Genomic DNA, 24,503 nt, shown 5'->3' on the forward strand with positions numbered 1-24,503 from the left:
TTCAGTACTCGCCTGCAGTGACATACACGATTGAAATACGGGCATGGCAGCCATAATAAAAAAACCTTGCCCGAATCTGCGTAGGTCGCACAGAATACGGAACAAGACCTTAATAAAAGCATAAAATTTTTTATATAACCTTTCATTCACAAGCAAGCTTCTCCTGCTTTTGATTAAGAGGAAATTGTAATCCGGTTTCTTCCTCCTGACTTTGATTCGTATAATGCTTGATCCGCTAATCGAAAAAGTTCGTCCCCCGAACTGGCATGAGTCGGAAATTCTGAAAGTCCGAGTGACACGGTGACCGTTTTTCCTGGAATAATCTGAATACCTTCTATTCTTTCGCGGATCTTTTCCGCTAAGTGAGAAGCTCCTAAAGCATCGGTATCCGACAGAAGAAGGACAAATTCTTCTCCTCCATAGCGAAAACAGTAGTCTTGTTTCCGGATGATGGTTTGAATCATCGCTGCCATCGTTTTTAAGGCTTCGTCACCCATTTGATGTCCATATGTGTCATTAATGGATTTAAAGTGATCGATATCCAACACCAGCAGCGAAAAAAGCTGCCTTTCGCTTGCCCAGCGGTTTAACACTTCGTCCAATTTCCGTCGGTTCGGCAACCCGGTCAATGAATCAGTGAGCGCGGACTGAGTAAGCTCCTGGTTGTTTTTTTCCAGTAGGTCAAGGGCGATGGCTACACTTTTTGTCAGGAGGTCGGCTTCCCGGTTCCAATGCGGCTCCATTAGCTTATCCCGGAGGGGCTGAGAAACCTCCTTTCCCTCAGCCAATCGGTTGACCAGGTCAGCCAACCGGATAAAGGGAGCTGCCAACTTGCGAGCGATAAAGATCGACAAAAGAAGCAGCAGCAGAAATGGCAACAACCCATTCAGCAGCAATTGTTGAAGCTGATCCATCAACAAATCGTGCACAGACGAATAAGGGGTTTGCTGCACAATCCCCCATCCTGCTCCCGGTACATAACTGTAAGCGGCCAGCATCGGAATCCCTTTCGTATTGGTAACCAATTCCATTCCGCTTTTTCCATGGGTTAATTTTTGAACGATCGGATTCTGATAGACGCTTTCTCCGATCAATTTACGTTCCGGATGGAACAAGAGGGTCCCTTTCGGACCAACAACAAAATAGTAGGAGCCATATTTTTCAACCGCATCATTTCCAAGGATGTGATTCAAGACGTTTTCCTCTTGAAGATAAATCGTTCCGCCAATCATCCCTCGATAAGTTCCATCTTTTGAGTAAAAAGGTTGGTTCATCAAGATGAGCAAGCGTCTAGTCGGCCCAAAATACGGCGTTGTCACTCCTGGCTTTTTCGAGTCCAGCACATCTTTTGTTACTCCAGACGTTATTTTTGTCCCTTCCAATCCGACGCTCACAGGACTGATTGTTCGAACAAGTCCGGTTTCATCCACCCATGACAGAGAGTTGAAATACCCGCTGCTTGTTCGCAGAAGTTCTAATTGCTCGTGGATTTCCTGATCCGTCATGTCCTCGTGAGTTTCAAGGAATTCGACCGTGGATTCCAAATTGGTTCTCATCGAACCGAATAATGATTCAACGGAATGGCTCATCTTATCCGCTTTGGAGTAATTGAGGGATAAATAAGTGGCCATCAACGATTCCTTATTGGACTGATGAAACGAGACGGTAAGGATGAGCAAAGTGAGAATGACAGAAGCAGCTACAAGTACAGTCAGCAAGGTCGCCAAGTTCATTTTGCGGGTATTGATTAATTTCTTCATTTAAATATCTCCTTTATTCATTCAAAAATATTGCATATAATTGTAACTTTTGAAATATGAATATATAGAAATCTATAGTTCAATGTACTTGTTTTCGATTATAATATCTTCAGTATATAGATTTCACAATTTAAATTATATAGGTAGAAAACAATGTGCAAGGAAATATTTGGATTGTTCAAATTTAAAAATTAGATGAAATGGCGTAAAAAAATCAGAAATTTAGTCAATTTCGATAAATATTTAATTGGTAAATTACTTAAAAATAAACTAAGTTGTTTTTTATGCCCCAGTTTATTAATAGATAGTTGAATGAACGTGTACTTGTATTTGAGTAAATTACTTTCGTTGGATATACCGACGAAAGTTAAAGACAAAGCTAGTTGTAGAACCCCTTATAAATTGGAAAAATCAATATTCCACTAGTTCAAATTTTATGCCGTGAAGAAACATTTGCTAGGGCAGGTTTAGCACTAATCTTTACAGAAAGTACATGAATAAAATGAAAAAGGAAGAGAAAATGCTCATGGTTAGCATCTTCTCTTCCTTTGCATATTAACTCTTAAATCCGAAAAAATAAAGAAATCTATAAATTACAACATTTTATATTTGGTTATTTAGACCTATTTTATGTTCTACACTATAGCCATATGATACTCGTTAATGTGATATCAATTAATTATAAAGTATAGGTTTTTTATTATGACTGGAATAAAAAAGATATGTTAGTTTCGGCAAGGAAATCAATCCATGGTCATATTTTATGGGAACCTTCGCTATCCGATTCTAATATAAAAGAATAAAAAAATTCATTGGAAAAACTATTGAAGTTATACCATTGACAAAAGCAGAAACGATGGGTGCCTCGGAAAAATTTCACTGGACTTCTCAATGACCGGTTAAATTTGCAAAAATGAAGTCAGGAGTGGAAAACAGTGAAAGAAGAGAAGGGCCAAATTCAAGCTAAGATGAATACGATGGACGAATTCTTGGTTGCCATTGATGAAAACGGAACGATTCTGAGTGTAAATCAGGTGTGGATTGATTTTTGTATGGCTAATGAGATAGAAGAATCCCTCTGGAAAACAGGGGCTAATTATTTTGAACAGCTGATAACTTGTGGAAAAGAAAGTGAACTTCAAGCCATCAAACAAGTAATATCGCAGGAGATAGGCGAGTATACCGAGATGTATCCTTTTCTATTGAAAGATAATGTCGTTCAATGGCTGGAAGTGAAGGTGCGCGCCGTTGCATTAGCCCCTGGCCATAAACGCGGAGCCCTTTTATACCATAAACCCATCGGCCTCCACTCCGATCAGCTGATCACTGCTGAAATTGTTTTGGAAAGCATGTCTGAAGGATTTGTGTTGTTGAACGAACAGCGGAAGTTCACATTTCTTAATGAGATGGCAGAGAAGCTGCTTCAGTGCGAACGGGAAAAGGTGGTTGGCCGTGGAGTGCTGGAACTATTTCCGGAAGCACTCGAATCGTCATTCCGTTACCAGTATGAGCGAGCTTTGAGAGAGCAGGATGTGCTGGAATTTATCGACTACTACCAACCGCTTGATACCTGGCTTCAAATTAAAATATATCCGTTGAAGAAGGGCGGTTTGGCCATTTATTTACAGGATGTCAGTGAACGGAAGAAAATAGAAGGAAAATTGGCGGAATCTGCTTACTATGATTATTTGACCGGATTGCCCAACCGCCGGTTGCTTTTTCAAACAGCCCGTTCGCTGATTGAACAGCAGAAACAGTTTTTTGTCTTTCATTTGAACATCGATAATTTATATTTTGTTAACGCTGTTCATCACTACAAGGCGGGCGATACCATCATGAAGAAATTCGCGGAAGAACTCAAAAGGTTTTCAAGCGAAACGTGTCAGGTGGGCCGGCTGGACGGCAATGAGTTTATTGTTTTACGGGAAGTCAGCCAAAAAGAAGATGTAGTGGATGTCGCTAAACAGATGGAAGCAATTTTCCAACAGCCTGTTGTCTTGGAAAATTCACAAAAAATCCATGTCAGTGTGAGTATTGGAATTGCCTGCTTTCCCTTTGATGCCCAAACATTGGATGAATTGTTTTCTTGTGCCGAAATTGCGATGTATGAAGCTAAACATGTTCCCGGCTCTTTTCACTCTTTTTTCCATCCCATGATGAGGGCTTCCTATAATCGGAAATTAGCTATTGAAGAAGGGTTGACCGGGGATTTAAAGGCAAATGGCTTTTATTACACTTTGCAGCCGCAAATTGATGGGAATTCGGGTGAACTCATTGGCGCGGAAGTCCTTTCCCGTTGGGCCCATCCGGAATTCGGCGAAATTTCACCGCTGGAATTTATTCAAGCAGCTGAGGAGTCAAGCCACATCGTTCCGCTGACTTCTCATCTGCTTGCTGAAGTGTTTACGCAAATTAAGGAATGGGAAGTAAAATTTGGCTGGAACCTGCGCACCGCCATCAATATGACGCCTTCCCTGCTCGGCAATCCCGTATTTTTCGATGACTTTTTTAAATTGATGGAACAACATGAAATCCATCCGAAGCTTATGGAAATTGAAATTACCGAACAGGCCGAACTGACCTATTCACCCCAAACACTCAAAAATTTGCTTCTCTGCAAATCCAAAGGCATTTCCATCGCCATCGACGATTTCGGTACAGGATTTTCCATGATTTCCTACTTGACTCACTTTCCCATTAATAAAATTAAAATCGACAAGTCTTTCGTTGAAAAAATTGGGCAGGATCGGAAATCGGAAGCGGTCCTGAAATCGCTGATTCACTTGGCCAAAAGCATCGAATGCGATTTAGTGGCTGAAGGGGTGGAACGGATCGAGGAAGCGGAATTTCTTCAAGCAAATGACTGCAGTATCTTTCAAGGTTACCTGTATGACAAGCCTTTAACCGTCAAAGACTTTGAAGCGAAGTACTTGCCGACTCGTTCTGACTTTACTGCCCTGCAAACTGTCGAAAATCCCTCTTCAAGATGAAAGCAATCAAAATTATTGATTAAGAGATCAAATCTGTTTGATCGATGAAAATGGAATGATCTGTTTTGCCAATAAAGAATGGAATCGGTTTGCACTAAACAATGGCGGAACGTTATCCAGCTGCGGCATCGGCGCCAATTACCTTCAACAGTGCGAAAAAGAACCGGCGGTATTTCAAGGGCTGCAGACTATCCTAGCCGGAGACGCCGACTGTTTCAACTTTGAATATCCTTGCCACTCCCCTTCGGTCAGAAGATGGTTTTTGATGCAAGCTACCCCTCTTCAAACAAATGAGGAGGGCATTGCAGGAGTGGTCATTCGCCACGTGGATATTACTAAACAAAAGCTCCTGGAACTCCAGCTAAAAGAATTTGCAGAAAAGGATCCCTTGACTTCGCTGTTTAATCGACGCTATTTTGAAGCGCAACTAACAAAAGAAGTGAGTCGCGCCGTTCAACACGGCACAAAGAATCATGAACTTAAAATATAACAATCGGATAAAATTTACTTCCTGAAATGTGGCAAGATAAGCATATGGTAATAAAAGTATAAATAAGACATTAAGAATCCATGTAAAATGATCGATCTAATGAAAAGGGAAAGAAATATGGGGTGAAATGAATGGTTGATATAATAAAAAGAAACAATGTCCTAATGACAGGGAACGGAGAAAAACAAATCATTTTTGGCCATGGATTCGGTTGTGACCAAACGGTATGGAAAGAGGTAATAAAAGAGCTTAAACAGGAGTACCGGGTAATCACATTCGATTATGTGGGTTCTGGCCGAAGCGATAAGGGAGCATACTCACAAGAGCGGTATAGTACGCTCCACGGGTATAAGCAGGATCTTCTCGATGTATGCGATTCAATCGGCGAGGGCCCTTTTTTCTTTGTCGGACATTCAGTCAGTAGTATGATCGGGATGCTTGCAGCGATTGAACGCCCGGAATTATTCAGCAACCTTGTTATGGTCGCGCCGTCACCCTATTACATGAACGAGCCTGGTTATCAAGGTGGTTTAGATAAAACGGACATTGATGAATTACTTGAGTTAATGGGAGTGAATTATAAACAATGGGCAAAATATTTGGCTCCACTAATCATGTTAAACGAAGATCAGCCCGAACTGGTAGATAGCTTTGAAGAGCTGCTTTGTTCGAATGATCCAAAAATCGCACGAGAATTTGCGGAAGTGACTTTTAGATCGGATGTACGGGCAGAACTCAAGAAGCTGTTGGTGCCGACCTTGATCATGCAAACTCGATATGATGCCATTGTTCCGAGTGAAATCGGCCATTATATTCATGCACAAATCCCAAAAAGCCGGTTTGTTGTGATGAAGGCTACGGGACATAACCCTCATATAAGTGATGCTGAAGAAACCGTCGCTTTCATAAAAGAGTATTTAAGCCCGTCGGGGGATGGTAAAAATGGATAGACAACTGGATTTGGCACCGGTCGGATATTTGGTAATGGACCAATATTTGAGCATTACGGAAATCAATAAGATGATGATGAACCTAGTGGGGATTGAAAATGTCCCCCTCCATATACATGAGTTATTGACCGTTTCTTCCCGAATTTATTTTCAGACATATTTCATTCCGACGATTATCACTCATGGAGCCGTCAGTGAAATGGTATTAAAGTTAAAGAATCCTTCGGGGTCTGTTCCAGTGTTGATGAACGCCAAAAAAAGCAAAGGTTTTTTCGAATGTGCATTTATGCAGATGCCGATCCGCAGTGAATACGAAAATGAATTATTGAATGCCAAAAGAGATGCGGAAAGGATCAGCCAAGCGACAGAAGAAGCGAACCAAAAGCTTATACTATTGCTCAATGAAGTGGAGTCCAAACAAGCTGAATTAAGTGTGTTAAACAGCCGTCTGAAGAAGTTGGCGGTCACCGATGTTCTCACTAACCTGAAAAACCGCCGTTATCTTGAAGAGTTTCTTCCACCGCTGATGAAAAATGGAACACTGTCAATCATGTTGATTGACATAGACTTTTTTAAAAAAATCAATGATACCTTCGGCCATTATGCAGGCGATGTCATTCTACAAGAGCTGGCTCATGTGCTTGAAAGTTTAATTGACGATCCCGGATTTGCGATTCGCATTGGCGGCGAGGAATTTGTAGTGGTGTTGCCTGGAATTGGTCAGTATGTAGTTGAAGTGATTGCTGAGAAAATCCGCAGAGCTGTCGAGGTTACCGATTGGTCATACGGTCAGATTACAGTCAGTATCGGAGTGGCTGAAAGTACACCAGGCATGACACTTTCAAGCTTATTGAAAATGGCAGATGGCGCTCTATACAATTCGAAAACCGAGGGTCGTAATCGAATAACTATAGCTATACCCTAACTTTCTGTTTAACGGACAGAAAGTTTTTTTGTGTCCCCTGCATGAACATGCTCTATAGGTTGGGAAAAAAGTAATCTAATTAGTACACGCGATAGGTGTATTCCATCATTCTACTGTAAATCTACTTTTCTATTTGACGTAGACAATTTTAGAACAGAATAAATTTCACTACTATTAAAGAGCTCATGAAAGTATAATTGTACACACAAAAAGAGAGGAAATAAGCTTTAATCGACCTCTTTTTTACCTTCTCTTTTTGAACAGCTTCTGATAATGTTTGATATGTAAACCGAATTCATGCCAGAGTTTCTCTTTCGAATTCTGTAGCATCAGTACTTTGAATGCAACTTATTTTTTCAAGAAAATTAAAAGATTTCTTTTTCTAGAAATACAGGGAGAACAAAGAAATGGATGTAATATACTTAGTAATAAGTTACATTCAAAATCTTTATCTAAAGCTGACATAGTAAGCAGCAAATAAGATTGAACCAATGAATGTTATGAAAATAACCAAAGCGAATCCTTTGTTTTTAACTTTGAAAACATCGCGATGATCTTTTAATAAAAATTCAGTCGCGTAGAAGAAAATTAAACATCCTGCTATGAGTAATACCAAATTGGAAGCAGTTAAAGCATTTGAAAAGAATAAAATGGCTAATGAAATTGGAAAAATCAATAGTTTTAACATGGCACCCACCTGGCAGTATTTGTCTTCTTTCTTGTTGGTTCTTAATGTAACTCAATTGCTATTAAGCTACATTCATTTCTTCGAAAATCAGGGTTCTTAGAACATATAATAGTAAAGGACAAAAATGATACTTCCAGCAGCGATTGGCAGCCACATCCACTCCAATATTTTATTTTCAAAATGTCTTTCTTTCCCCGTTTTTTCAAAAAAAGAATTTGCTAACATTAAGGAAAATGAAGCAACAAAGAAAGAAATAACTGTAAATGAATTAGTTACGTGTAAATACAAGATAATGAGGGACCAAATACTGAATCTAATGGTCGTGTAAGAAAAAATCTTCACCTTCAAACTTCCTTTCTAAATTTCTACAAGATGCAGGACTTTTATTTGTTCCAAATTCCCCTCCAAGGACTTCGTATGTCTTGTCGGAAAAATTTTTAAGGCGATACAGACGAATGTAACTTAACTATCATTAAGTTACATTCGTTTTCTGATAACTGCACTTTCAACTAAGGTCATCTCTTTGATTTAGAAAATATCCCAGATAAAATGCCTAGGCCCAGCACTAAAAACCCTAAAGATGCTGAATATCGAAAGCTATTATGATTCGAGTATCCTAATACATACACTAAACCAATACAGCAAACTATAAGCCCTAAGAAGAAAATGAAATTACTTATTTTTCCGAATGACAACATCGCTGGAACACCTTCTTAGTTTAAATTTCTAATTCGATAAAAAGACTACCGGTAGTCTAATAATTTTTGTGCTTATTTAACTACCGGTAACTATTTGCTTTTTAAGATATCAGGAGGCTAAATAAATCAAATTGAATTATTATAATCAAGGCTATTACTATTAAAGACATTTCACTGATGGTTAAGAGGGCTTGTTTTGGTTTTTGTGAGTATCTCCATTCGAAAATGGCCTGTACCAAGTGGTCCATTAACGTAAACAAAATCACCGAAACTAAAAAAATGTTTACCGAGGATCCTTTGGAAACGATCAGGTAAAAGCTGATGATGTATACAACAGCAGCGATTGCGTTGATAGCTATATCAATTTTTCGGTGCAATTTATTTGTATAATTGAATGGGAAGAGGCCTTTTCTTTCTCGATCTTAAATATTTTTCTTAACACGGCATTAACGAGTGAAACTATAAGAGTTCCAACTAAAATAAATCCCGCAAATTTGACCCAAACCATCTCACGGCCCCCTCCAGTAGTTCATCAAAAATTCCTTGCATACTTTTCATCCAATCTGAATGGAACTTAACTGCCCATAAATTACATTCCGTTACTAGTAAAAGGCGTATGTGAAAATAAGAAACGATAGGGCAAGCAGACCCGATTTGATCCAAATTATTTTATTGCTAATACCAATCTTTTTTTCTAAATGATAAATGTAATGGACTAGTATCATAAATCCAGCAAAAGTTAATAAGAAATTGGGCGTACTCGTACTTCCGACGCGCGATATATATTCTATAAGTCCAAATGCCAGTAGGAGCATGCCGATGGAAGCAATTATCATGTAGATGTAAGAACTACCAGTCTTTTTATTCTCCATACTCACTCCTCCTCTCCAAGGTCTATGCTTCTCAAATTCAGTCCTATTTTCGTCTACTTCCTTTTTCTTCGCTAGTTCATATACTTATTTTACCATTCCAGATTTCTAATAATAGATGCCTTTGCAATAACTTGTAATAAAAAAGCGTTCGTAAAAGTACAGGTTTCCGTACGCTTTAAAAAAGGCTGAAAAACAACAAAAAAACGTTCGTAAAAGTGCCAAAACACTTTACGAACGTTTACTAATTTTCATTGACATTTACGAACGGTATTAACAATGATTTTTGAGTTGTACGGTTTATGTTTTCAACAAGTTAAACTCTCTAAGCTAGACTTTATGTTTAACCCTCATTCTTGCTTTGTGCATTAACGGTTTCTTCGATTCTCGTCATTACTGCAGCAACTTCATCTGCACGAATCGGATCTTCCCTAAGCACATGAATCGTTTCACTTTCTCGCGTGGACTGTACCGCGATTTCTTCAATCCATCGGCCCTGAATCCCAACTTCTTTCAGTGAAGCAGGCAGGCCAACTTTTTTATAGAACACTTTCAAGCGCTCCGCTTCTTCTACTTTCCTTTCGAGCAGCAGCTGCACCAATACTCCGTAAGCCACTTTGTCGCCGTGCAGCGCCTGATGGGATTCTGGCGCGATGGTCATCGCGTTGTGGATCGCATGGGCACCTGCGACGCGGCCGTATTTCTCACCGAAACCGCCGACCATGCCCCCAAGCATGATGATGGTTTCGGCCACTTTAATGAAGGCGTCCGATAATTCGCCTTGTTTGGCGTCAGCAATGGCCGCTTCCGCATTCTCGAACATTTCGTCGGCACATAATCTGGCGGTGTAGTGGGCGATTTTCAAGGCAATCGGCGGGTCCTCAAAACGGCTGATCTGGACGTCTGCTTCGTACCATTTGGCAACGGTGTCACCAATTCCGGCGATCAGCATCGGAACCGGCGCGGCGATCAGCACTCTTGGTTCGACCAATAGCAAATCGACGCTTCCCTGAAAAATGGTGTAATGGGTCATCGTCCCTTCATCCGTATAAATGACACTAAGCGGTGTCCACGGCGCACAGTTTGATGCCAATGTTGGAATCAGCACCGACTTAATGCCGTTGTCATTGGCAACAGCTTTTGCAATATCAAGCACTTTGCCGCCGCCGGCTCCGATAATGGCATCGGCTCCCAGAGATTTTGCAATCTCGGCAACACGGGCGATTTCCGGGAGAGAGCATTCTCCCTGGTAGATTTCAAAAGCCACTTCAACTTTTTCGAGTTCTGGAAAATAAGGTTTCAGCGCTTTCCAGGATTTGGTGCCAGTCAAAATCAGCACTTTTCTGATATTTCTGTCAAGCAGTTTATCTTCAAGGCCATTTAGCACTCCGACATTACAGACATATTCAGCCGGAGCTCCTTTTACAACGATATCTTCCACAATAATCTCCCTTTCTTAGCGGTTTGCCATCCATTCCGGCTTGCCGAATCCTTCAAAATCAGAATCGATCAATGCTTCAAATTCCGGTGATTCTACAATTTCCACCAGATCTTTTGAAAGCTGTTTGTCTTTGTTTTCGGTTTTAACTGCTACCAAGTTGCGGTATTGGTCCGGCATGTTTTCAAGAACCAATGCCTCTAGCAAGTCCATATCAGCCGCTAAGGCGAAGTTCCCTGGAACAGCTGCCAAGTCTGAGCTTTCAACTGCACGCGGCAATCCACCGGCTTCGATCGGCTGGAACACCAGATTTTTCGTATTTGTTTCGAGGTCTTTTTCTGAAACTGTCAATTCTTCTCCATCGGGGTTCAATGTGATCAAGCCGTGGTCCTGCAGCACTAAGAATGTCCGAGCTGCATTGACCGGATCGTTCGGAATGGCGATGGTTGAACCATCTTTAATTTCTTCGATCGAATCATATTTATTGGAATAAATACCCATCGGAGCAGTCGGCACTGTAATCAATCCGGTCAAATCCATGCCGTTTTCTTTCGAGAAGTTTTCCAGGTAAACCGAATGCTGGAATAAGTTAGCGTCCAGATCACCGTTGTCCAAAGCGTTATTCGGCTGGATGTAATCGCTGAACTCAACGATTTCTACTGTATAGCCTTTTTCTTCAAGAGCCGGTTTGAATGCTTGGGTTAGCATATCGCTGTATGGGCCGGCTGTGCCGCCAAGTTTGATGGACTTGCTGTCGGCGCTGGATTCTTCGCCGCCGCAAGCAGCGAGCAATGTCAGTAGTACGAGCAGGATAGCTGGCAATAAGAATTTTTTCATGTGAGGTTCTCTCCCTTATTTATCGTTTGTCTACTGCTTTAGAAGTCCAGTCTCCCAGTTGCTGAAGGATTTGGACAAGAACAATCAAGATGACGACGGTGACGATCATGATGGTGTTGTCGTAGCGGTAATAGCCGAAGCGGATCGCCAAGTCGCCGATGCCGCCGCCTCCGACCACTCCTGCCATCGCAGAGTAAGCGACGAGTGAGATGATGGTGATGGTAATCCCTTGGATGATGCCGGCTTTTGCTTCCGGCAGCAGCACATCTTTAATAATCATCCACGGCGTGGCGCCGACAGCAACCGCTGCTTCGATGACGCCTTTATCGATTTCACGCAGTGACGTCTCGACGATGCGGGCGAAAAACGGAATCGCGGCAACCGACAGCGATACGCTCGCTGCTGCTGGGCCGATTGTGGAATCGACCAACAATTTTGTAAGTGGAATCAAAGCGACAAGCAAGATGATGAACGGAATCGACCGGATCATATTGACGGCAAAGCCTAACACGGACTTGATGAAACGGTTTTGCAAAAACAAGCCTTTATCAGTGACAAACAATACGATGCCGAGCGGCAAGCCGATGACGATCGCAATAGCGAGAGACACGCCGATCATATATAAAGTTTCGCCGAACGCTTTTGAGATGTCCGGCCATAATTCCATCATATGCTGAAAATCAAATCCCATTTGCAATCACCTCCACATTTGCTCCCCGGCCTTCCATATAAGTGATGGCCCGGTGAATATTATCGGGCCTGCCCTGTATTTCCATCAGGAACAAGCCAAGAGGCTTTTCCTGTATATATTCGATTGAGCCATGGAGGAAATTCCCTTTGACGTCAAAGTTCTGAACCGTATCGGTGATGACGCCTTCTCCGGCGACCGCTCCCTTGAACTGCACTTTGATGACACGTCCTGTACAAGCTGCAAGGATTGGCTGTGGCACATCGAACGATACGACCGATGAGATAAATTCCTTGGTCAGTTCCGCTTTCGGAGCTGAGAACAAATCGTAGACTTCTCCTTCTTCGATGACACGGCCGTCTTGCATCACTGCCATGCGGTCGCAGATTTCTTTCACGACATTCATTTCATGGGTGATTAACACGATGGTGATGTTCAGCTCCCGGTTGATTTTTTTCAGCAGCCGCAAAATCGATAAGGTTGTATTTGGGTCGAGGGCGGATGTGGCTTCATCGCATAACAGAACGGACGGGTTATTTGCTAATGCCCGGGCAATGCCGACACGCTGCTTTTGGCCGCCGCTCAGCTGTGCCGGATAGACGTCTTTCTTATCGGTCAAGCCGACCATGTTGAGCAGTTCGTCGACGCGTTTCGCTATTTGGCCTTTTGGCAAATTGGCCGCTTTCAATGCAAAAGCGATATTTTCAGCCACGGTCTTTTGGCTGATCAAGTAGAAATGCTGAAAGATCATACCGATTTTTAGCCTGGCTTGCCGCAGCTTTTCACCTTTCAGTTTGGCCAAATCCAAGCCATCCACTTTAATTTCGCCGCTTGTCGGGCGCTCCAGCAAGTTCATGCAGCGAAGCAAGGAGCTTTTCCCAGCCCCTGAGTAGCCGACAATCCCAAACACCTCGCCTTCGTTGATTGTCAGCGTGACGTTATCGACTCCAGTAACCGTCCCTTTTTTCGTTTGATAGCCTTTTGAAAGATTCGTGATGCTGATCATGGTGTCCCTCCTTTTTTGCCAATAAAAAATGCCTCTTTCATAAAGAAAGAGGCACCGAATGGATTAGGCTTATCTCTCAGAATGAAATCATTCTGCAGGAATTAGCACCTTCTCAGATCGCTCTGTAGGTTGCTGGACGTCATAGGGCCTGTCCCTCGGTCTCTCTTGATAATGTTCCATATGCAATTGTGTTTAACATGTTTCTAATAGTATTAAAGATTGTGACTACTGTCAAACCTTTTTTAGTAAAAATCAACTATCGGCTTCAATCTGGCTGCTAGAGGGACAGTTCCTCATCCACTCGGTCGATAACCACGAATGGCGACGAACCGTCAAAATAATACCCGGATTTTTCATCTTCCGCCACTTTTATCGACGCTGGAATTTCCATTTCAGCCATGATTCGCTTCACTTCTGCAACCACTGATGAAAATGTTTTTTCCGGAACGCCTGTGATGACATGCGTAAACAGGAAGTAGTCTTTCAGCGACCACGGAGTTGCCGCTTCACCGCGGCGGGTTTTCACCAATAGATAGCGCAGTACATTGGCTTGGACAGGTGACAGCTGTTCCGAAATGCCATTGTAGGTCAAGAGAGCGCCAAATTTATTGAATTTCAGGGAAATGACATCTTTCATCTGCTGCTCGCCGCTTTCTTCTTCCGAGCAAAGCACAGCACCGAAAGGCGTCACAATCCGGTAAGCGTGGCACTTCAGCATGCCGTCGTTGTAGCAAAGCTGCGTTGGCAACGATGTATAGCCGGTGGAAATTATGTCGCATGAAGGCACTTCACCTTGGATAGCGGTATGCAGAGCACTGTTCGTCAAATACAGGACGGCGCGGCTGATTTGTTCAGCGTTCAGCAAAAAGTGCTCGTCGGTATAAAAAGTCTGGCTGTTCAATGCCTGCTGGAAGTACATCACCGCTTCGCTATGGATACCTGAACGGTAAGCCAAAAAGCCGAGGCGGTAAGCCGCAATCGGATTTTGGGAATCGTAAGAAAGAACTTTTTTCAGAACCTTTTCCGTATCCTCATAGATGGTTAGATGATCCGTGTACGTGTGCATGCCATAGCGCAATAAGTAGGATACTAACTTTTTCTTGATGTAGCTATAATAAGCGCGATAATCTTCATCGTCTTGCACCAGTTCTTCTAATTGACTGTGCATGGCATCGTACACTTCTATCTTGGAATAACTTAAACCGCCGAGCTTGGTTTCGCCAAGGCCCAGCAGTTCTTGCTCTAATTCTTCTAGTTCTTCTAAACTGTTTCCCTGAAAGCGCATGGTGTTCCTCCCGAATAAATACTGAACAACTTAAAATTTGATGTATTTCATTTATTTTTGATATATATTTGTTTTGACGAAAAATAAAATAAGATATATTTTACATTTATATTAAACTTGCATCGTTTTTCATGATACCAATGCTTGAAAAGATACACAATAGGGCAAAAGATAATTTTATTGTAAAAGAATTATTAAGATGATCATTTATAGAGGTATATGAACCTATAAAAAGCATATCGTTTTAAAGCCTTATACCCTCCGCTCTTTAATCACAGCAGTTTTTCCAGTCCGCTGTCCACTGCCCAGACGTGCCGACATTATTTCTGCTGAAAAGCCTTTTTTAATGTAATTTATTAGGCTCTGGAGAGAAAGTTAGTTCCAGTAAACGGATTTACTTTCCTTTCGGGCGAAAATACTTTCCTTTCGATCTCGTTTACTATCTTTCCCTGCTGGAATACTTTCTGTTCCCCTTCTTTTTCTTCAAACCATTTCCGTTTCGCCGCATAAGCAAAAAAATATGCGCTTCATCCCATTTCATTGAAACTTTCCGCTCGCCCGAAACGTAGTACAAGTTGAAGCATTTTCAAAGAATTGAACTTATATTTAACTGATTTCGTCCATTTGGAATGTAGGGAGATAATTGGAGCTGCTTCAACTATTAAAAGAGGTGAGACAATTGAGAAGTGGAAACCCGAGTTTAAATGATGAGTCGTTCAAAAAATTCGATGGGGCTGTAGCAGGCAAGCAAATGACCATCCAAGGCACTGTGAATAAGACATTAATTCTAATGCTTTTATTGCTGGCTACGTCCGTCTATTCCTGGAATCAGTTCCTCAGCAATCCAAACAGCGCAATGCCGTTAATCCTGGTGGGAGCCATCGGCGGACTGATTGTAGCTTTAATCACGATTTTTGTACCGAAAGTGTCGCCTTTCACAGCGCCGCTCTATGCGTTGTTGGAAGGGTTGTTTCTTGGTGCGGTATCTGCGCAGTACGAAGTCCAATACGGAGGCATCGTTTTCCAGGCAGTACTTCTGACGATTGGTGTGCTGCTGAGTTTGCTGCTTGCTTATAAGTCGGGCTTTATCAAAGTCACGCAGAATTTCAGGATGGGTGTCGTCGCAGCTACCGGCGCTATCTTCATCGTTTACCTGATTTCGTTTATCGGCAGTTTTTTCGGGTTTCAAATTCCTTACCTGCATGAATCATCGCCTATAGGCATTGCAATTTCTGTTGTCATTGTAATTATCGCCGCTCTCAATCTGGTGCTGGATTTTGACTTTATTGAAAATGCATCCGAAAGACGTGTCCCAAAATATTTTGAATGGTACGGCGCTTTCGGTTTGCTGGTGACATTGGTTTGGCTGTATCTTGAAATTCTTCGGTTATTGTCTAAGCTGCGCAATCGCTGATCAGGAAAACGTCTTTCGGGGCGTTTTTTTGTTGCCTTGAACTTACACTGCAGAAAACCGGTTTTATCATATCAGTGACTGTTTCCGTAGTCTGCTTACTTTCCAGATAAAATACAAAAACCGCAATCTGGAACATTGCGGTTTTTCAAGGCGATATTAAATTCCAGCTCGCATAGCGGCTATTTTCGGATGTTCATGTTCTTCCATCAATCAATTCATTCACATCGTTTAGGTGAGGAATTGCAGGAATCGCACCTTTTTTAGTGGTTCCCAAAGCCGCAGTTGCGTTAGCAAATAAAATCATTTTTTCAACGTCATGTGCTTGGACTAAATCCCAAGAGACCTCTTTCTTGATAAATTGATACAAAAAAGCTCCCAAAAACAGGTCTCCTGCTCCCGTGGTGTCAATAGCATTTACTTGGAATCCATTTATATGCCCTGTATCTTTGCCAAATCGATAAAAACAGCCTTTCGAACCTAAAGTGATTAAGACAACTTTCAGACCGAATTTCTCAAACAAAAATTGTGACCCTTCTTCAAGATTACGAATGTCCGTAATAAATTCCAATTCTTCTTCAGATATTTTTAAAATATCCGCATACTGCAGGCCTTCAATGATCGTTTCTTTTGCATGGCTTAAACTTCCCCAAAGCGCCTGGCGCAGATTAGGATCATAAGAAATTAAAACATCTTTTTCTTGTGCCGCTTTTACTGCTTTTAATGTTGCCGTTTTTGCCGGTTCATGTGTCATCGAAAGAGAACCAAAATGAAAGACCTTCGCATTTTGAACCAATGCAATATCGACTTCTTGTTCATCCAGCATGATGTCTGCTCCAGGCGAACGGTAAAATTGGAAAGAGCGATCCCCGTTTTCCTTCAAATGAACAAACGCCAATGTTGTATTTACATCTTTTGAATAAACTAAGCCTTGCGTATCGATTTTTCCTTTTTGTAGTGTATCCCCTAAAAAAGAGCCGAATTGGTCAGTCCCCACCTTCCCTATAAAGGCGGTCCTTGCATTGAATTTGGCTAGCGTCGCAAGAACATTAGCAGGAGCTCCACCAGGGTTCGTTTCAAACAAAGTATTTCCATTTGCAGATTTTCCGGCTGGTGTAAAATCTATCAAGAGTTCCCCAAGTGCGACAACGTCAAACATATGAAATTCCCCCTTTTGTGTAATTTGCCTAAACGGTTAATAAAGATATGGAGCAAAGCCATCGGCCGATGTAACTTTGGCCAATAGCTTCGCACCTGTCTTGAAGAATATCGATAATGCAACAGCCTTAATCTTTGCGCCTTGTCATGGAATGATTTATAGCTCTTTCGGATTTCGCAAATTCCACTTTTCAAGAGTTACATCCACATGCCCATCTGTTGTAAAGAAAACATCTACATCCTCTGCTTCGGCAAAGAATCGGGCCGTAAACACTTCCTCTCCTCCATTGACAAATAGTTCTATAGAGCTTGTGTCCAGGAAGAAATGAAGGTCCTCAAGTTTGTCCAAGAAGCAGCTCCGGCTTTCAACTTTGCCATCTATGAACCGCTTTCTCTCTAACGTCAAGCGCTTCATATGCTGCACATAGATGATTGACAGGTTTTTACGGATCTCGATCTTTACGGTGTCGGCAAGATTTTGGTGAAAATGAATATTGATCTCACTTACAATCCCCGCCAGTTCTGGCAAGGTTTTTGTTTCATTTTCGATGCTTGTTTGGCAATGGAATCCTTTAGCTTCTCGCAACTTTTGGAGTTCTTGCACCGGCTTTTGAATAATCCGGTTGTTTCTCAGCTCTATTTCCCGAGGAATCGTCAATGCATGCACCCAACCTTTTTCAATTGTTGGTTGATGGGGTTCCTGTTCATCTGTTATTCCCATCCAGCCAAGCATGATTCTTCTTCCATGATTATCTTGAAATGTTTGTGGGGCATAGAAATCAAACCCCCGATCAAGTTCAATAAATTCACTATGTGGAAACTCAGTTGTTCCGACTTTCCATTTCCCGACAAAATATCCTGACTGAAACTCATTGTGGTAAAAGGTTTCTTTTGCTTCCAGCCCTTGAGGCGAAACGATCAAGATATCTTTTCCATCAAGTTCAAAGAAATCCGGACACTCCCACATATAACCGAAATTCATTAATCCATTAAGCCGATTCCCGGCTAATATTCCTTTGAGCTCCCATTCCTTCAAATCTGATGAAGCAAACAGCACAACGGCACCTTCTTGATAAAATGTTTGTGCACCTACAACCATGTACCATACACCATCTCGTTTCCATACTTTCGGGTCTCTGAAATGAGACGTGTATCCTTCTGGCAGTAGAATAACAGGACCCTTTTTCTCGAAATCAAAACCGTTATGTGAAACAGCCATACATTGATACGTTTCAAGCATGCCGTTTTCGTGTTCAACATTTCCACTGTAAAATAACACCATATTTCCATCCACTTCAACAGCACTTCCAGAAAAACAGCCGTCTCTTTCATACCATTCACTCGGAACGAGGGATGGCAGGTGTTCTTGCCAATAGACGAGATCTTGGGATGTACAATGGCCCCAACATTTAGGTCCATGTACCGTCCCGAACGGATGCCATTGAAAGAACACATGATAAGCGCCTTTATACCGGATGAGTCCATTTGGGTCGTTTAACAAACCGACCGCAGGCATTAAGTGAAATTGCAGCCGGTGCGGATCAATGTTGTTGTTTTGTTGATAAGTCTCTAATGTATGAGTCAATTTTTCAAACCAGTCTATTGTATTCATGACAAACTCCCATTTTTTTAGTGTTTTTCAACTAGCTTTCCCCTAAGCCATTAAGCGTTGGTTTCCACGGAGTTTACATTCCCAGCCTCTATCTTTGAAATCCCCCATAGCAATATGGACAAGTAAATGCCACCTCTTCAGCTTTTGAAATTTTTTATCTTTTCTTCCTCGTCCATAGGGTTAAATCAGTTAAATTTCTTTTTTCATAAGCTTCTTCCTGCATACTAATTCCCCCTTAAAATTTATTATTTATCTTTACTAATAATACGGCAAAATGATGTAAAAGTTTCATGAATATTAAAAAAATATTACATTTTCTTTAGCTTTGTGACTATATAGTTACAATATTTTAGGGTTTCTAAATTTTCAGTATAACTCAAAAAATGTCTTTCTGAAAAACCAAAACCTGAATCCCCTTTACATTCCCCACCCCTTCCGCTACACTAGGCCCATCGGGACAAATCCCGAGCACAACAAACTGCATACCGTTTTCTGCACTGGGGGTGCCCGATTTTCGGCTGAGATGCAAGCGTAAGCTTCGATCCCTTATGACTCGATCCAGATAATACTGGCGTGAGGAAGTGCGGTGACTATCCGCAATTAGATCTTTCTGAATTTATTTGCATGGAATAGTGGCTGCATCTTCACGGGTGCAGCCTTTTTTTGTGCAAATTTTTAGGAGGAGATTTTAATATGGAACCATTGCAATGCGGCACGAGCCCGATTGTCGGATTTCGCTTTTCTTTGCATCCGATGACAGGGGATTTTATCCAGGTGATTAAAGGGGCTTTGAACGGCACAGATACGTCGAACGTCTGGATGCACACCGATGATGTTTCGACCGTAATCCGCGGCAAACAAAACCATGTCTTCAATGTGGCGAAAGCGCTCACGCTGCATGCCGCGAAAACCGGAGAACATGTCGCGTTGTCCGGCACGTTCTCCATCGGCTGCCCGGGCGATTCTGCTGGCGACGTCTACTTGGACAAAGACGATGTCCTGCTCAATACAGATGACACCAAGCAATATGTCTCTTCTCAGTTTGCCCTTTACCCGATGAACAACCCCGATTATATGGCTGTCATTTACCGGGAAGTGGACCGTGCGAAAGAGCAAGGCGTCTTTAACGAATCCATGCATTACGCGAGCGGCATCCATGGTGATATCCATGAGGTTTTCGCTTTTTACGATGAAGCCTTTACAAATGCCCGCTCGGACGAGCACCGCCACTTGGTGATGACTGTATCGATGAGCATCAATAGCCCTTCCCATAGAGGTGCTTCCAATGCTTAAATCGTGGAAGCTGAAAGAAGTTGTGCTGATGTCGCTGTTTGCCATTGTTTTTGGCATCGTTTATTTGCTGTTTGTCCATATCTCCAATATTTGGGCCGGCGTCATCGGCCCGCTGGCCTATGAGTGGATGTTCGGCATCTGGTTTATCGTCTCGATCATTTGCATGTATATCATCCGCAAACCCGGTGCGGCAGTGCTGTCGGAATCGATGGCTGCGGCGATTGAAGTGCTGCTCGGCAATGCAGTCGGCCCTCGCCTTCTGTTATCCGGCATTATCCAGGGATTAGGCGCAGAAGCAGCTTTTGCGGTGACCGGCTACAAACATTTCAACTTAGCTGTATTGATGCTTGCCGGCGCCGGTTCTGCCATATTCAGTTTTGTTTACGGCTATTTCATCTCGGGCTACGCAGCGCTCGATCCGTCTTTTGTGGCATTGATGTTCACGCTTCGCGTGTTGAGCGGCATGATTATTGCAGGCATCGGAGGCAAGTATTTAACGGATGGCCTCCTTGCGACCGGTTCACTGCGCGGCTACGCCATTGCCCGTGCGGATAAAGGTGATGCAGGTGTATGACCGCGTATTTTCCTTACAAGATGTGAGTTTTCGTTTTCCGGATGATGCAAGCAATACCTTAAATGATATTTCCTTTAGCATTAGCCGCGGTGAACGCGTCGTGATTTCCGGTCCGAGCGGCTGCGGGAAAAGCACGCTCTTGTATTTGCTGAACCGGTTATACCCACTCAATTGCGACGGCATCACCAGCAGTGCCATCCACTTATTCGGCAAAAATGCCGAACACTATGCTCCCGGTGAAATCAACCACCGGGTAGCCACCGTTTTCCAGGATCCGGATTCGCAGTTCTGCATGCCGACGGTCGAAGAAGAATTGGCGTTTACGCTGGAGAATCTGCATGTCCCTTTTGCGGAGATGGATCCGCGCATTGCGGAAGTGCTGCAATTGACCGGCCTTTCCCATTTGCGCCAGTCGGTGATCCAGTCGCTGTCTGGCGGCATGAAACAGCGCGTTGCGACCGCTTGTGCATTGATTATGGAACCGGAAGTGCTGCTGCTCGATGAGCCGATTTCCCATCTCGATCCCTATACGGCGGAACAGTTTATCGAATGGCTGGATGAGCTCCAGAAAAGCTTCAATGTGACAATTGTAGCCGTGGAACACCGTCTGGATTTATGGAGATCGTTTTTCAATCGGGAACTTGTTATGGATTCTGAAGGGAATATGGTTGCCGATAGCGCATTTGCTATACAGCAGCCGGTTTTGTTTCCCGAATGGATTTCAGCAGCCGGCCCGGAAACGGCTTTAACCGCAAATGAAATTTCAGTGAGGATGAAAGATGAAGAACTGTTATTGCCGATGTCATTTATTGCAAAACGCGGCGAAGTCGTCGTCATCGCCGGTCCGAATGGCAGCGGAAAATCGACATTGATGAAAGCTTTATGCGGAATTTACGCTTTATCTGGCGGAACGGTGAAGTCTGACGGCGCCGGCTATGTGCCGCAGTCACCGGAATACCTGTTTCTCGAGAAAACCGTGGCAGCGGAACTGGCGTTTTCCGGTGTTTCTTCAGCAAACGAGTTGGAAGAATTGATGGAGCGTTTGCGCTTAAAGGAAATAAGAGACGCACACCCTTTCTCGGTGAGCCACGGGCAAAAAAGGCGCATCGCAATTGGCGCCATGCTTGCTGACAAGCGGCCAGTCCTGTTGATGGATGAACCGACTTCAGGTCAGGACACGGCAGCATTATTGGAATTATTCGAGCTGATCACTGAACGGGCCCGCGAAGGGGTGACCATCTTCATCATTACGCATGATATGGAGTTTGCCGCAAGCGTTGCCGATTCGGTGCTACTGATAAAGGACGGACATTTAACAGGCAAGTTTAAAGCAGCAGCCGTTTGGAACGACGAAACATTGCTGGCTGAACATCATCTTTTGCCGCCGAAAGGAGTCCAGCGCTATGCGGAATCTTTTGCATGACATGAATCCTTCCGTGAAATTCTTGATTGTGGCTGTCTCGATGCTGACGATTGCGTTTTTCTTCGATCCCTGGACCCCTTTTTTATTCTGGCTGGCTGTATTGGTTTTGCAAGTTTTGTTGAGCCGCATCAATTGGAAAATTTGGGCGCTGTTCATGCTGCCGTTTTTGCTTGGAGCATTCGGATATCTTTGGACGACGATTGTGTTCGGTGCTGATACCAGCGGCGAAGTGATTTGGTCGGTTGCAAGCTTTGATGTGACAGCTGAACAACTGGACACCGCTTTATCACTGGCATTTCGGGTTTTAGCGTTTTCCACTTTATCGCTGATGTTTGCCTTCACCACCGATCCGGTAAAATTTATCATGAGCTTGATGCAACAGCTGAAGCTTTCGCCGAAACTGGCTTACGGCATCATGGTCGGCTATCAGTTTTTACCGGTGATGAAAGACGAATTCACGCAAATCCAGCAAGCACACCGGCTTCGTGGTTTGGATATGGAAAAACGTTTAGTGCAGCGGGTGTTCGGCATGCGCCGGCTTCTCATACCAATGCTTGCCGGCGCCGTAAGGAAAGCGGAACGGTCGGCGTTCGCCATGGAGGCCCGCGGGTTCACTGGAGAATCACGGACGGCATATTATAAGCCGGTGAAGCTGAGCCGGCTTGATGCATGGATGAGCTGTCTGTTTTTGCTTTTGCTTATTGGCAGCTGCACGGGCGGCGTCCTATTGCACGGAAAATAACAACGGCTTGATTAAAGCAAACTGCTAAGACTGGAGAGCTCGCTCGTTGACAGCTCTCCTTTTTTTATTGGAATTTGGCATCAATGGCTGGTTTCTTTATCCTTAAACATCCCTTAAATAAATTTATTTTAGCAAAGCTTTACTCTATTTTCTTTTTCTTTTTTGCTGATTCGCTCTTTTTTCTTGGTTGCTTGTTTTGAATTTTTATAAATTTACCTTATGTAGTTTTTTACATGTATTATGCAAATCCACAATACCGATTCATTTTTGAAAACCAAAAGAAAAAGCATCCGCTTTGTTAGCGGATGCCGGTTTAATGGATGCGCGGGCTTTTGACGACCGCTTTATTGTACATGAGTTTAAAACCATTCCGTTCCATATTCCGGGCGGACACGGTATCTGGCTGAGTGGTGACCGTGACATGGCTGCAGCCTTTTTCTTTGGCATAGCGCAGCCGTTCTTCAATCAGCAGGTTCTGAAAGCCCCTTCCCCTAAAAGCCTTGACGGTGCTCGTTAAAAACAGCTCTCCAAGCTTTCCGTCTATTGCAATCGTTGCTCCTGCTATGCTTTCTCCATTTGCTTTTAACAAGAATCCAGCTGTATTGGAGACTTCCAAGAAGGTGCGTGTCGACTCCATCATTTCTTCCGTCACGGTATTGTCTCTTGAAATGCCTAAAGCCACTGTCCAAGCCCACTCATAAGTTTCTTCCCCTGACACTTCTGCAACCGTAACTGCTTCATCTTTCAAACGGTTTTCTTTAGGCTGCCAATTTTCCAGTTCCACTACCCAGACGGCCAAAAAATGATCGAATGTATAGTTCCGTTCCTGGAGCTGAGCCAATAACAGCGGATCACAAAAAGGCGTGAGTTCAAACTCGGCATGCGCCACTTCTTTTCTCTTCCGGATAAAGTCTTCAATAACATTCAAATCATTTTCCACAAGTACTCCGTTTAGGCCGAAGCCGATGCCGAAACAGACATTGCCGGTGCAGAAAACCTCTCCTTTTCCTTGCAAGGTCAAGTAATCCATATTAGCAGCTGGATTCATTTCTTTATGTTTTATTATGTACTCCTTTGTTCCGCGGCTTTTGATGGCTTCTATTTTTCTGGCCAGACTTTTATTGTTCACTAAAGTCATATCAATCACGCTCCTAAAAGCTTAAAAGGCATTCAAATTGGTTTTCAATTTGAATGCCTTTTGTTTTTTTATCTCATGCTAGAAGTTTTCTTCTTGTCCATAGGAAATTTCATCTTCATCTTGGACATCTACACCATTCACAATATGGACAATCGTCCGAAGGATCAGTTTTCCTTTTGAATTCTGCAGAAGCCAGCGTTCATCCGGCACAATATCAAATTGGTGCATGGCAGCGTCCTTTGACTTGACAGAACCGATAAATTCCAACGACTGTTTAGCGACGATGTTTTCAATCACATCAAAATCGCTGTCTTCACGATAATTTTCAATTTGCTTTACGACGTTCAGCTCAATGTATTCTATCTCTTGGTCGCTGTTTCCGCCAGTAAAGTAAACCGTCCCGTTCAAGGTTTCACCTTCTTCTAAATGCGGCCTCTCAACGACTGTATTGATTTTTAAAGAACCAATACCAATTGAACTAAGGAATTGTTTGAAATTCATAAAACGGCACCCTCCAGTATTTGCTAA

General features: G+C 42.9%; 20 protein-coding genes, 1 pseudogene and 2 riboswitches. Of the genes and pseudogenes, 9 read left to right on the top strand and 12 right to left on the bottom strand.

Annotated features, from left to right (window positions below):
- Window positions 1-173: 173 nt before the first annotated feature.
- Entirely contained in the window at window positions 174-1,760 is a 1,587-nt protein-coding gene (locus QWY16_RS11280) for a sensor domain-containing diguanylate cyclase (protein WP_300989319.1), read from the bottom strand.
- A 935-nt stretch (window positions 1,761-2,695) separates the two neighbouring features.
- Here QWY16_RS11280 and QWY16_RS11285 point away from each other — a divergent pair.
- The 4 genes from QWY16_RS11285 (at window position 2,696) to QWY16_RS11300 (ending at window position 7,115) form a co-directional block, all read left to right on the top strand.
- Window positions 2,696-4,750 carry an EAL domain-containing protein gene (locus tag QWY16_RS11285; RefSeq protein WP_300989320.1) on the top strand — a complete coding sequence of 685 codons (2,055 nt, stop codon included), beginning with the start codon at window positions 2,696-2,698 and terminating at the stop codon, window positions 4,748-4,750.
- Window positions 4,751-4,787: 37 nt separating this feature from the next.
- Complete coding sequence (locus QWY16_RS11290; protein WP_300989321.1) at window positions 4,788-5,240, top strand: sensor domain-containing diguanylate cyclase; 453 nt, start codon at window positions 4,788-4,790, stop codon at window positions 5,238-5,240.
- A gap of 131 nt (window positions 5,241-5,371) precedes the next feature.
- Window positions 5,372-6,190, top strand: a complete 819-nt coding sequence (locus QWY16_RS11295; RefSeq protein ID WP_300989322.1) for an alpha/beta fold hydrolase — start codon at window positions 5,372-5,374, stop codon at window positions 6,188-6,190.
- A complete protein-coding gene (locus tag QWY16_RS11300; RefSeq protein WP_300989323.1) occupies window positions 6,183-7,115 on the top strand; it encodes a GGDEF domain-containing protein in 933 nt (310 codons plus the stop codon). The genes QWY16_RS11295 and QWY16_RS11300 overlap by 8 nt, the downstream gene beginning before the upstream one ends.
- Window positions 7,116-7,563: 448 nt before the next feature.
- Here QWY16_RS11300 and QWY16_RS11305 read toward each other — a convergent pair whose 3' ends face one another.
- The 7 genes and pseudogenes from QWY16_RS11305 to QWY16_RS11330 form a co-directional block, all read right to left on the bottom strand.
- A complete protein-coding gene (locus tag QWY16_RS11305) occupies window positions 7,564-7,803 on the bottom strand; it encodes a hypothetical protein (protein ID WP_300989324.1) in 240 nt (79 codons plus the stop codon).
- A 799-nt stretch (window positions 7,804-8,602) separates the two neighbouring features.
- Window positions 8,603-8,905 (bottom strand): annotated as a pseudogene (locus tag QWY16_RS19390) (DUF4181 domain-containing protein); the annotation flags it as partial.
- An 808-nt stretch (window positions 8,906-9,713) separates the two neighbouring features.
- On the bottom strand, window positions 9,714-10,811 hold the full coding sequence (locus QWY16_RS11310) for an iron-containing alcohol dehydrogenase family protein (protein ID WP_300989325.1): 1,098 nt from the start codon (window positions 10,809-10,811) through the stop codon (window positions 9,714-9,716).
- A 15-nt stretch (window positions 10,812-10,826) separates the two neighbouring features.
- Entirely contained in the window at window positions 10,827-11,645 is an 819-nt protein-coding gene (locus QWY16_RS11315) for a MetQ/NlpA family ABC transporter substrate-binding protein (protein ID WP_300989326.1), read from the bottom strand.
- A gap of 19 nt (window positions 11,646-11,664) precedes the next feature.
- Window positions 11,665-12,336, bottom strand: a complete 672-nt coding sequence (locus QWY16_RS11320) for a methionine ABC transporter permease (protein WP_300989327.1) — start codon at window positions 12,334-12,336, stop codon at window positions 11,665-11,667.
- Window positions 12,326-13,339 carry a methionine ABC transporter ATP-binding protein gene (locus QWY16_RS11325; RefSeq protein WP_300989328.1) on the bottom strand — a complete coding sequence of 338 codons (1,014 nt, stop codon included), beginning with the start codon at window positions 13,337-13,339 and terminating at the stop codon, window positions 12,326-12,328. Before QWY16_RS11325 ends, QWY16_RS11320 begins: the two co-directional genes overlap by 11 nt.
- A gap of 66 nt (window positions 13,340-13,405) precedes the next feature.
- A riboswitch (SAM riboswitch) is annotated at window positions 13,406-13,514 on the bottom strand.
- 102 nt (window positions 13,515-13,616) lie between these two features.
- Entirely contained in the window at window positions 13,617-14,624 is a 1,008-nt protein-coding gene (locus tag QWY16_RS11330) for a tetratricopeptide repeat protein (protein ID WP_300989329.1), read from the bottom strand.
- Window positions 14,625-15,303: 679 nt separating this feature from the next.
- Here QWY16_RS11330 and QWY16_RS11335 point away from each other — a divergent pair.
- Window positions 15,304-16,038 carry a Bax inhibitor-1/YccA family protein gene (locus QWY16_RS11335; protein WP_300989330.1) on the top strand — a complete coding sequence of 245 codons (735 nt, stop codon included), beginning with the start codon at window positions 15,304-15,306 and terminating at the stop codon, window positions 16,036-16,038.
- A 193-nt stretch (window positions 16,039-16,231) separates the two neighbouring features.
- Here the strand turns inward: QWY16_RS11335 and QWY16_RS11340 are convergent, their stop codons facing one another.
- Together QWY16_RS11340 and QWY16_RS11345 are read right to left on the bottom strand one after the other, a co-directional pair.
- Window positions 16,232-17,194 carry a PfkB family carbohydrate kinase gene (locus tag QWY16_RS11340; RefSeq protein WP_300989331.1) on the bottom strand — a complete coding sequence of 321 codons (963 nt, stop codon included), beginning with the start codon at window positions 17,192-17,194 and terminating at the stop codon, window positions 16,232-16,234.
- Window positions 17,195-17,350: 156 nt separating this feature from the next.
- Window positions 17,351-18,805 (bottom strand): glycoside hydrolase family 32 protein, encoded by a 1,455-nt coding sequence (locus tag QWY16_RS11345; protein ID WP_300989332.1) that lies wholly within the window; start codon window positions 18,803-18,805, stop codon window positions 17,351-17,353.
- Window positions 18,806-19,294: 489 nt separating this feature from the next.
- Window positions 19,295-19,402, top strand: a riboswitch (TPP riboswitch).
- 96 nt (window positions 19,403-19,498) lie between these two features.
- On the opposite strand from QWY16_RS11345, the gene QWY16_RS11350 reads away from it, so the two are divergent.
- From QWY16_RS11350 to QWY16_RS11365, 4 genes are read left to right on the top strand one after another with little or no spacing between them, the layout of a single operon-like run.
- Complete coding sequence (locus QWY16_RS11350; protein ID WP_300989333.1) at window positions 19,499-20,098, top strand: YkoF family thiamine/hydroxymethylpyrimidine-binding protein; 600 nt, start codon at window positions 19,499-19,501, stop codon at window positions 20,096-20,098.
- The gene (locus QWY16_RS11355; protein WP_300989334.1) at window positions 20,091-20,672 is read left to right on the top strand and encodes an ECF transporter S component; all 582 of its coding nucleotides are present in this window, start codon (window positions 20,091-20,093) and stop codon (window positions 20,670-20,672) included. The genes QWY16_RS11350 and QWY16_RS11355 overlap by 8 nt, the downstream gene beginning before the upstream one ends.
- The gene (locus QWY16_RS11360) at window positions 20,659-22,095 is read left to right on the top strand and encodes an ABC transporter ATP-binding protein (RefSeq protein WP_300993419.1); all 1,437 of its coding nucleotides are present in this window, start codon (window positions 20,659-20,661) and stop codon (window positions 22,093-22,095) included. The genes QWY16_RS11355 and QWY16_RS11360 overlap by 14 nt, the downstream gene beginning before the upstream one ends.
- Window positions 22,076-22,837 (top strand): energy-coupling factor transporter transmembrane component T family protein, encoded by a 762-nt coding sequence (locus QWY16_RS11365; RefSeq protein ID WP_300989335.1) that lies wholly within the window; start codon window positions 22,076-22,078, stop codon window positions 22,835-22,837. Before QWY16_RS11360 ends, QWY16_RS11365 begins: the two co-directional genes overlap by 20 nt.
- Window positions 22,838-23,150: 313 nt before the next feature.
- Here QWY16_RS11365 and QWY16_RS11370 read toward each other — a convergent pair whose 3' ends face one another.
- Window positions 23,151-23,975 carry a GNAT family N-acetyltransferase gene (locus QWY16_RS11370; RefSeq protein ID WP_300989336.1) on the bottom strand — a complete coding sequence of 275 codons (825 nt, stop codon included), beginning with the start codon at window positions 23,973-23,975 and terminating at the stop codon, window positions 23,151-23,153.
- 78 nt (window positions 23,976-24,053) lie between these two features.
- Window positions 24,054-24,476, bottom strand: coding sequence for a sporulation protein (locus QWY16_RS11375; protein ID WP_300989337.1), 423 nt, complete (start codon window positions 24,474-24,476; stop codon window positions 24,054-24,056).
- Window positions 24,477-24,503 lie beyond the last annotated feature (27 nt).

Source organism: Planococcus shenhongbingii (assembly GCF_030413635.1).
In the GTDB taxonomy this organism is placed as follows: domain Bacteria; phylum Bacillota; class Bacilli; order Bacillales_A; family Planococcaceae; genus Planococcus; species Planococcus shenhongbingii.

Bases quoted from the DNA above. Each gene is read 5' to 3' on its own strand.
- QWY16_RS11370 (WP_300989336.1), bottom strand. From the start codon at position 23,975: ATGACTTTAGTGAACAATAAAAGTCTGGCCAGAAAAATAGAAGCCATC.
- QWY16_RS11345 (WP_300989332.1), bottom strand. From the start codon at position 18,805: ATGAATACAATAGACTGGTTTGAAAAATTGACTCATACATTAGAGACT.
- QWY16_RS11280 (WP_300989319.1), bottom strand. From the start codon at position 1,760: ATGAAGAAATTAATCAATACCCGCAAAATGAACTTGGCGACCTTGCTG.
- QWY16_RS11330 (WP_300989329.1), bottom strand. From the start codon at position 14,624: ATGCGCTTTCAGGGAAACAGTTTAGAAGAACTAGAAGAATTAGAGCAA.
- QWY16_RS11305 (WP_300989324.1), bottom strand. From the start codon at position 7,803: ATGTTAAAACTATTGATTTTTCCAATTTCATTAGCCATTTTATTCTTT.
- QWY16_RS11325 (WP_300989328.1), bottom strand. From the start codon at position 13,339: ATGATCAGCATCACGAATCTTTCAAAAGGCTATCAAACGAAAAAAGGG.
- QWY16_RS11355 (WP_300989334.1), top strand. From the start codon at position 20,091: ATGCTTAAATCGTGGAAGCTGAAAGAAGTTGTGCTGATGTCGCTGTTT.
- QWY16_RS11300 (WP_300989323.1), top strand. From the start codon at position 6,183: ATGGATAGACAACTGGATTTGGCACCGGTCGGATATTTGGTAATGGAC.
- QWY16_RS11350 (WP_300989333.1), top strand. From the start codon at position 19,499: ATGGAACCATTGCAATGCGGCACGAGCCCGATTGTCGGATTTCGCTTT.
- QWY16_RS11375 (WP_300989337.1), bottom strand. From the start codon at position 24,476: ATGAATTTCAAACAATTCCTTAGTTCAATTGGTATTGGTTCTTTAAAA.
- QWY16_RS11340 (WP_300989331.1), bottom strand. From the start codon at position 17,194: ATGTTTGACGTTGTCGCACTTGGGGAACTCTTGATAGATTTTACACCA.
- QWY16_RS11295 (WP_300989322.1), top strand. From the start codon at position 5,372: ATGGTTGATATAATAAAAAGAAACAATGTCCTAATGACAGGGAACGGA.
- QWY16_RS11315 (WP_300989326.1), bottom strand. From the start codon at position 11,645: ATGAAAAAATTCTTATTGCCAGCTATCCTGCTCGTACTACTGACATTG.
- QWY16_RS11365 (WP_300989335.1), top strand. From the start codon at position 22,076: ATGCGGAATCTTTTGCATGACATGAATCCTTCCGTGAAATTCTTGATT.
- QWY16_RS11320 (WP_300989327.1), bottom strand. From the start codon at position 12,336: ATGGGATTTGATTTTCAGCATATGATGGAATTATGGCCGGACATCTCA.
- QWY16_RS11360 (WP_300993419.1), top strand. From the start codon at position 20,659: ATGCAGGTGTATGACCGCGTATTTTCCTTACAAGATGTGAGTTTTCGT.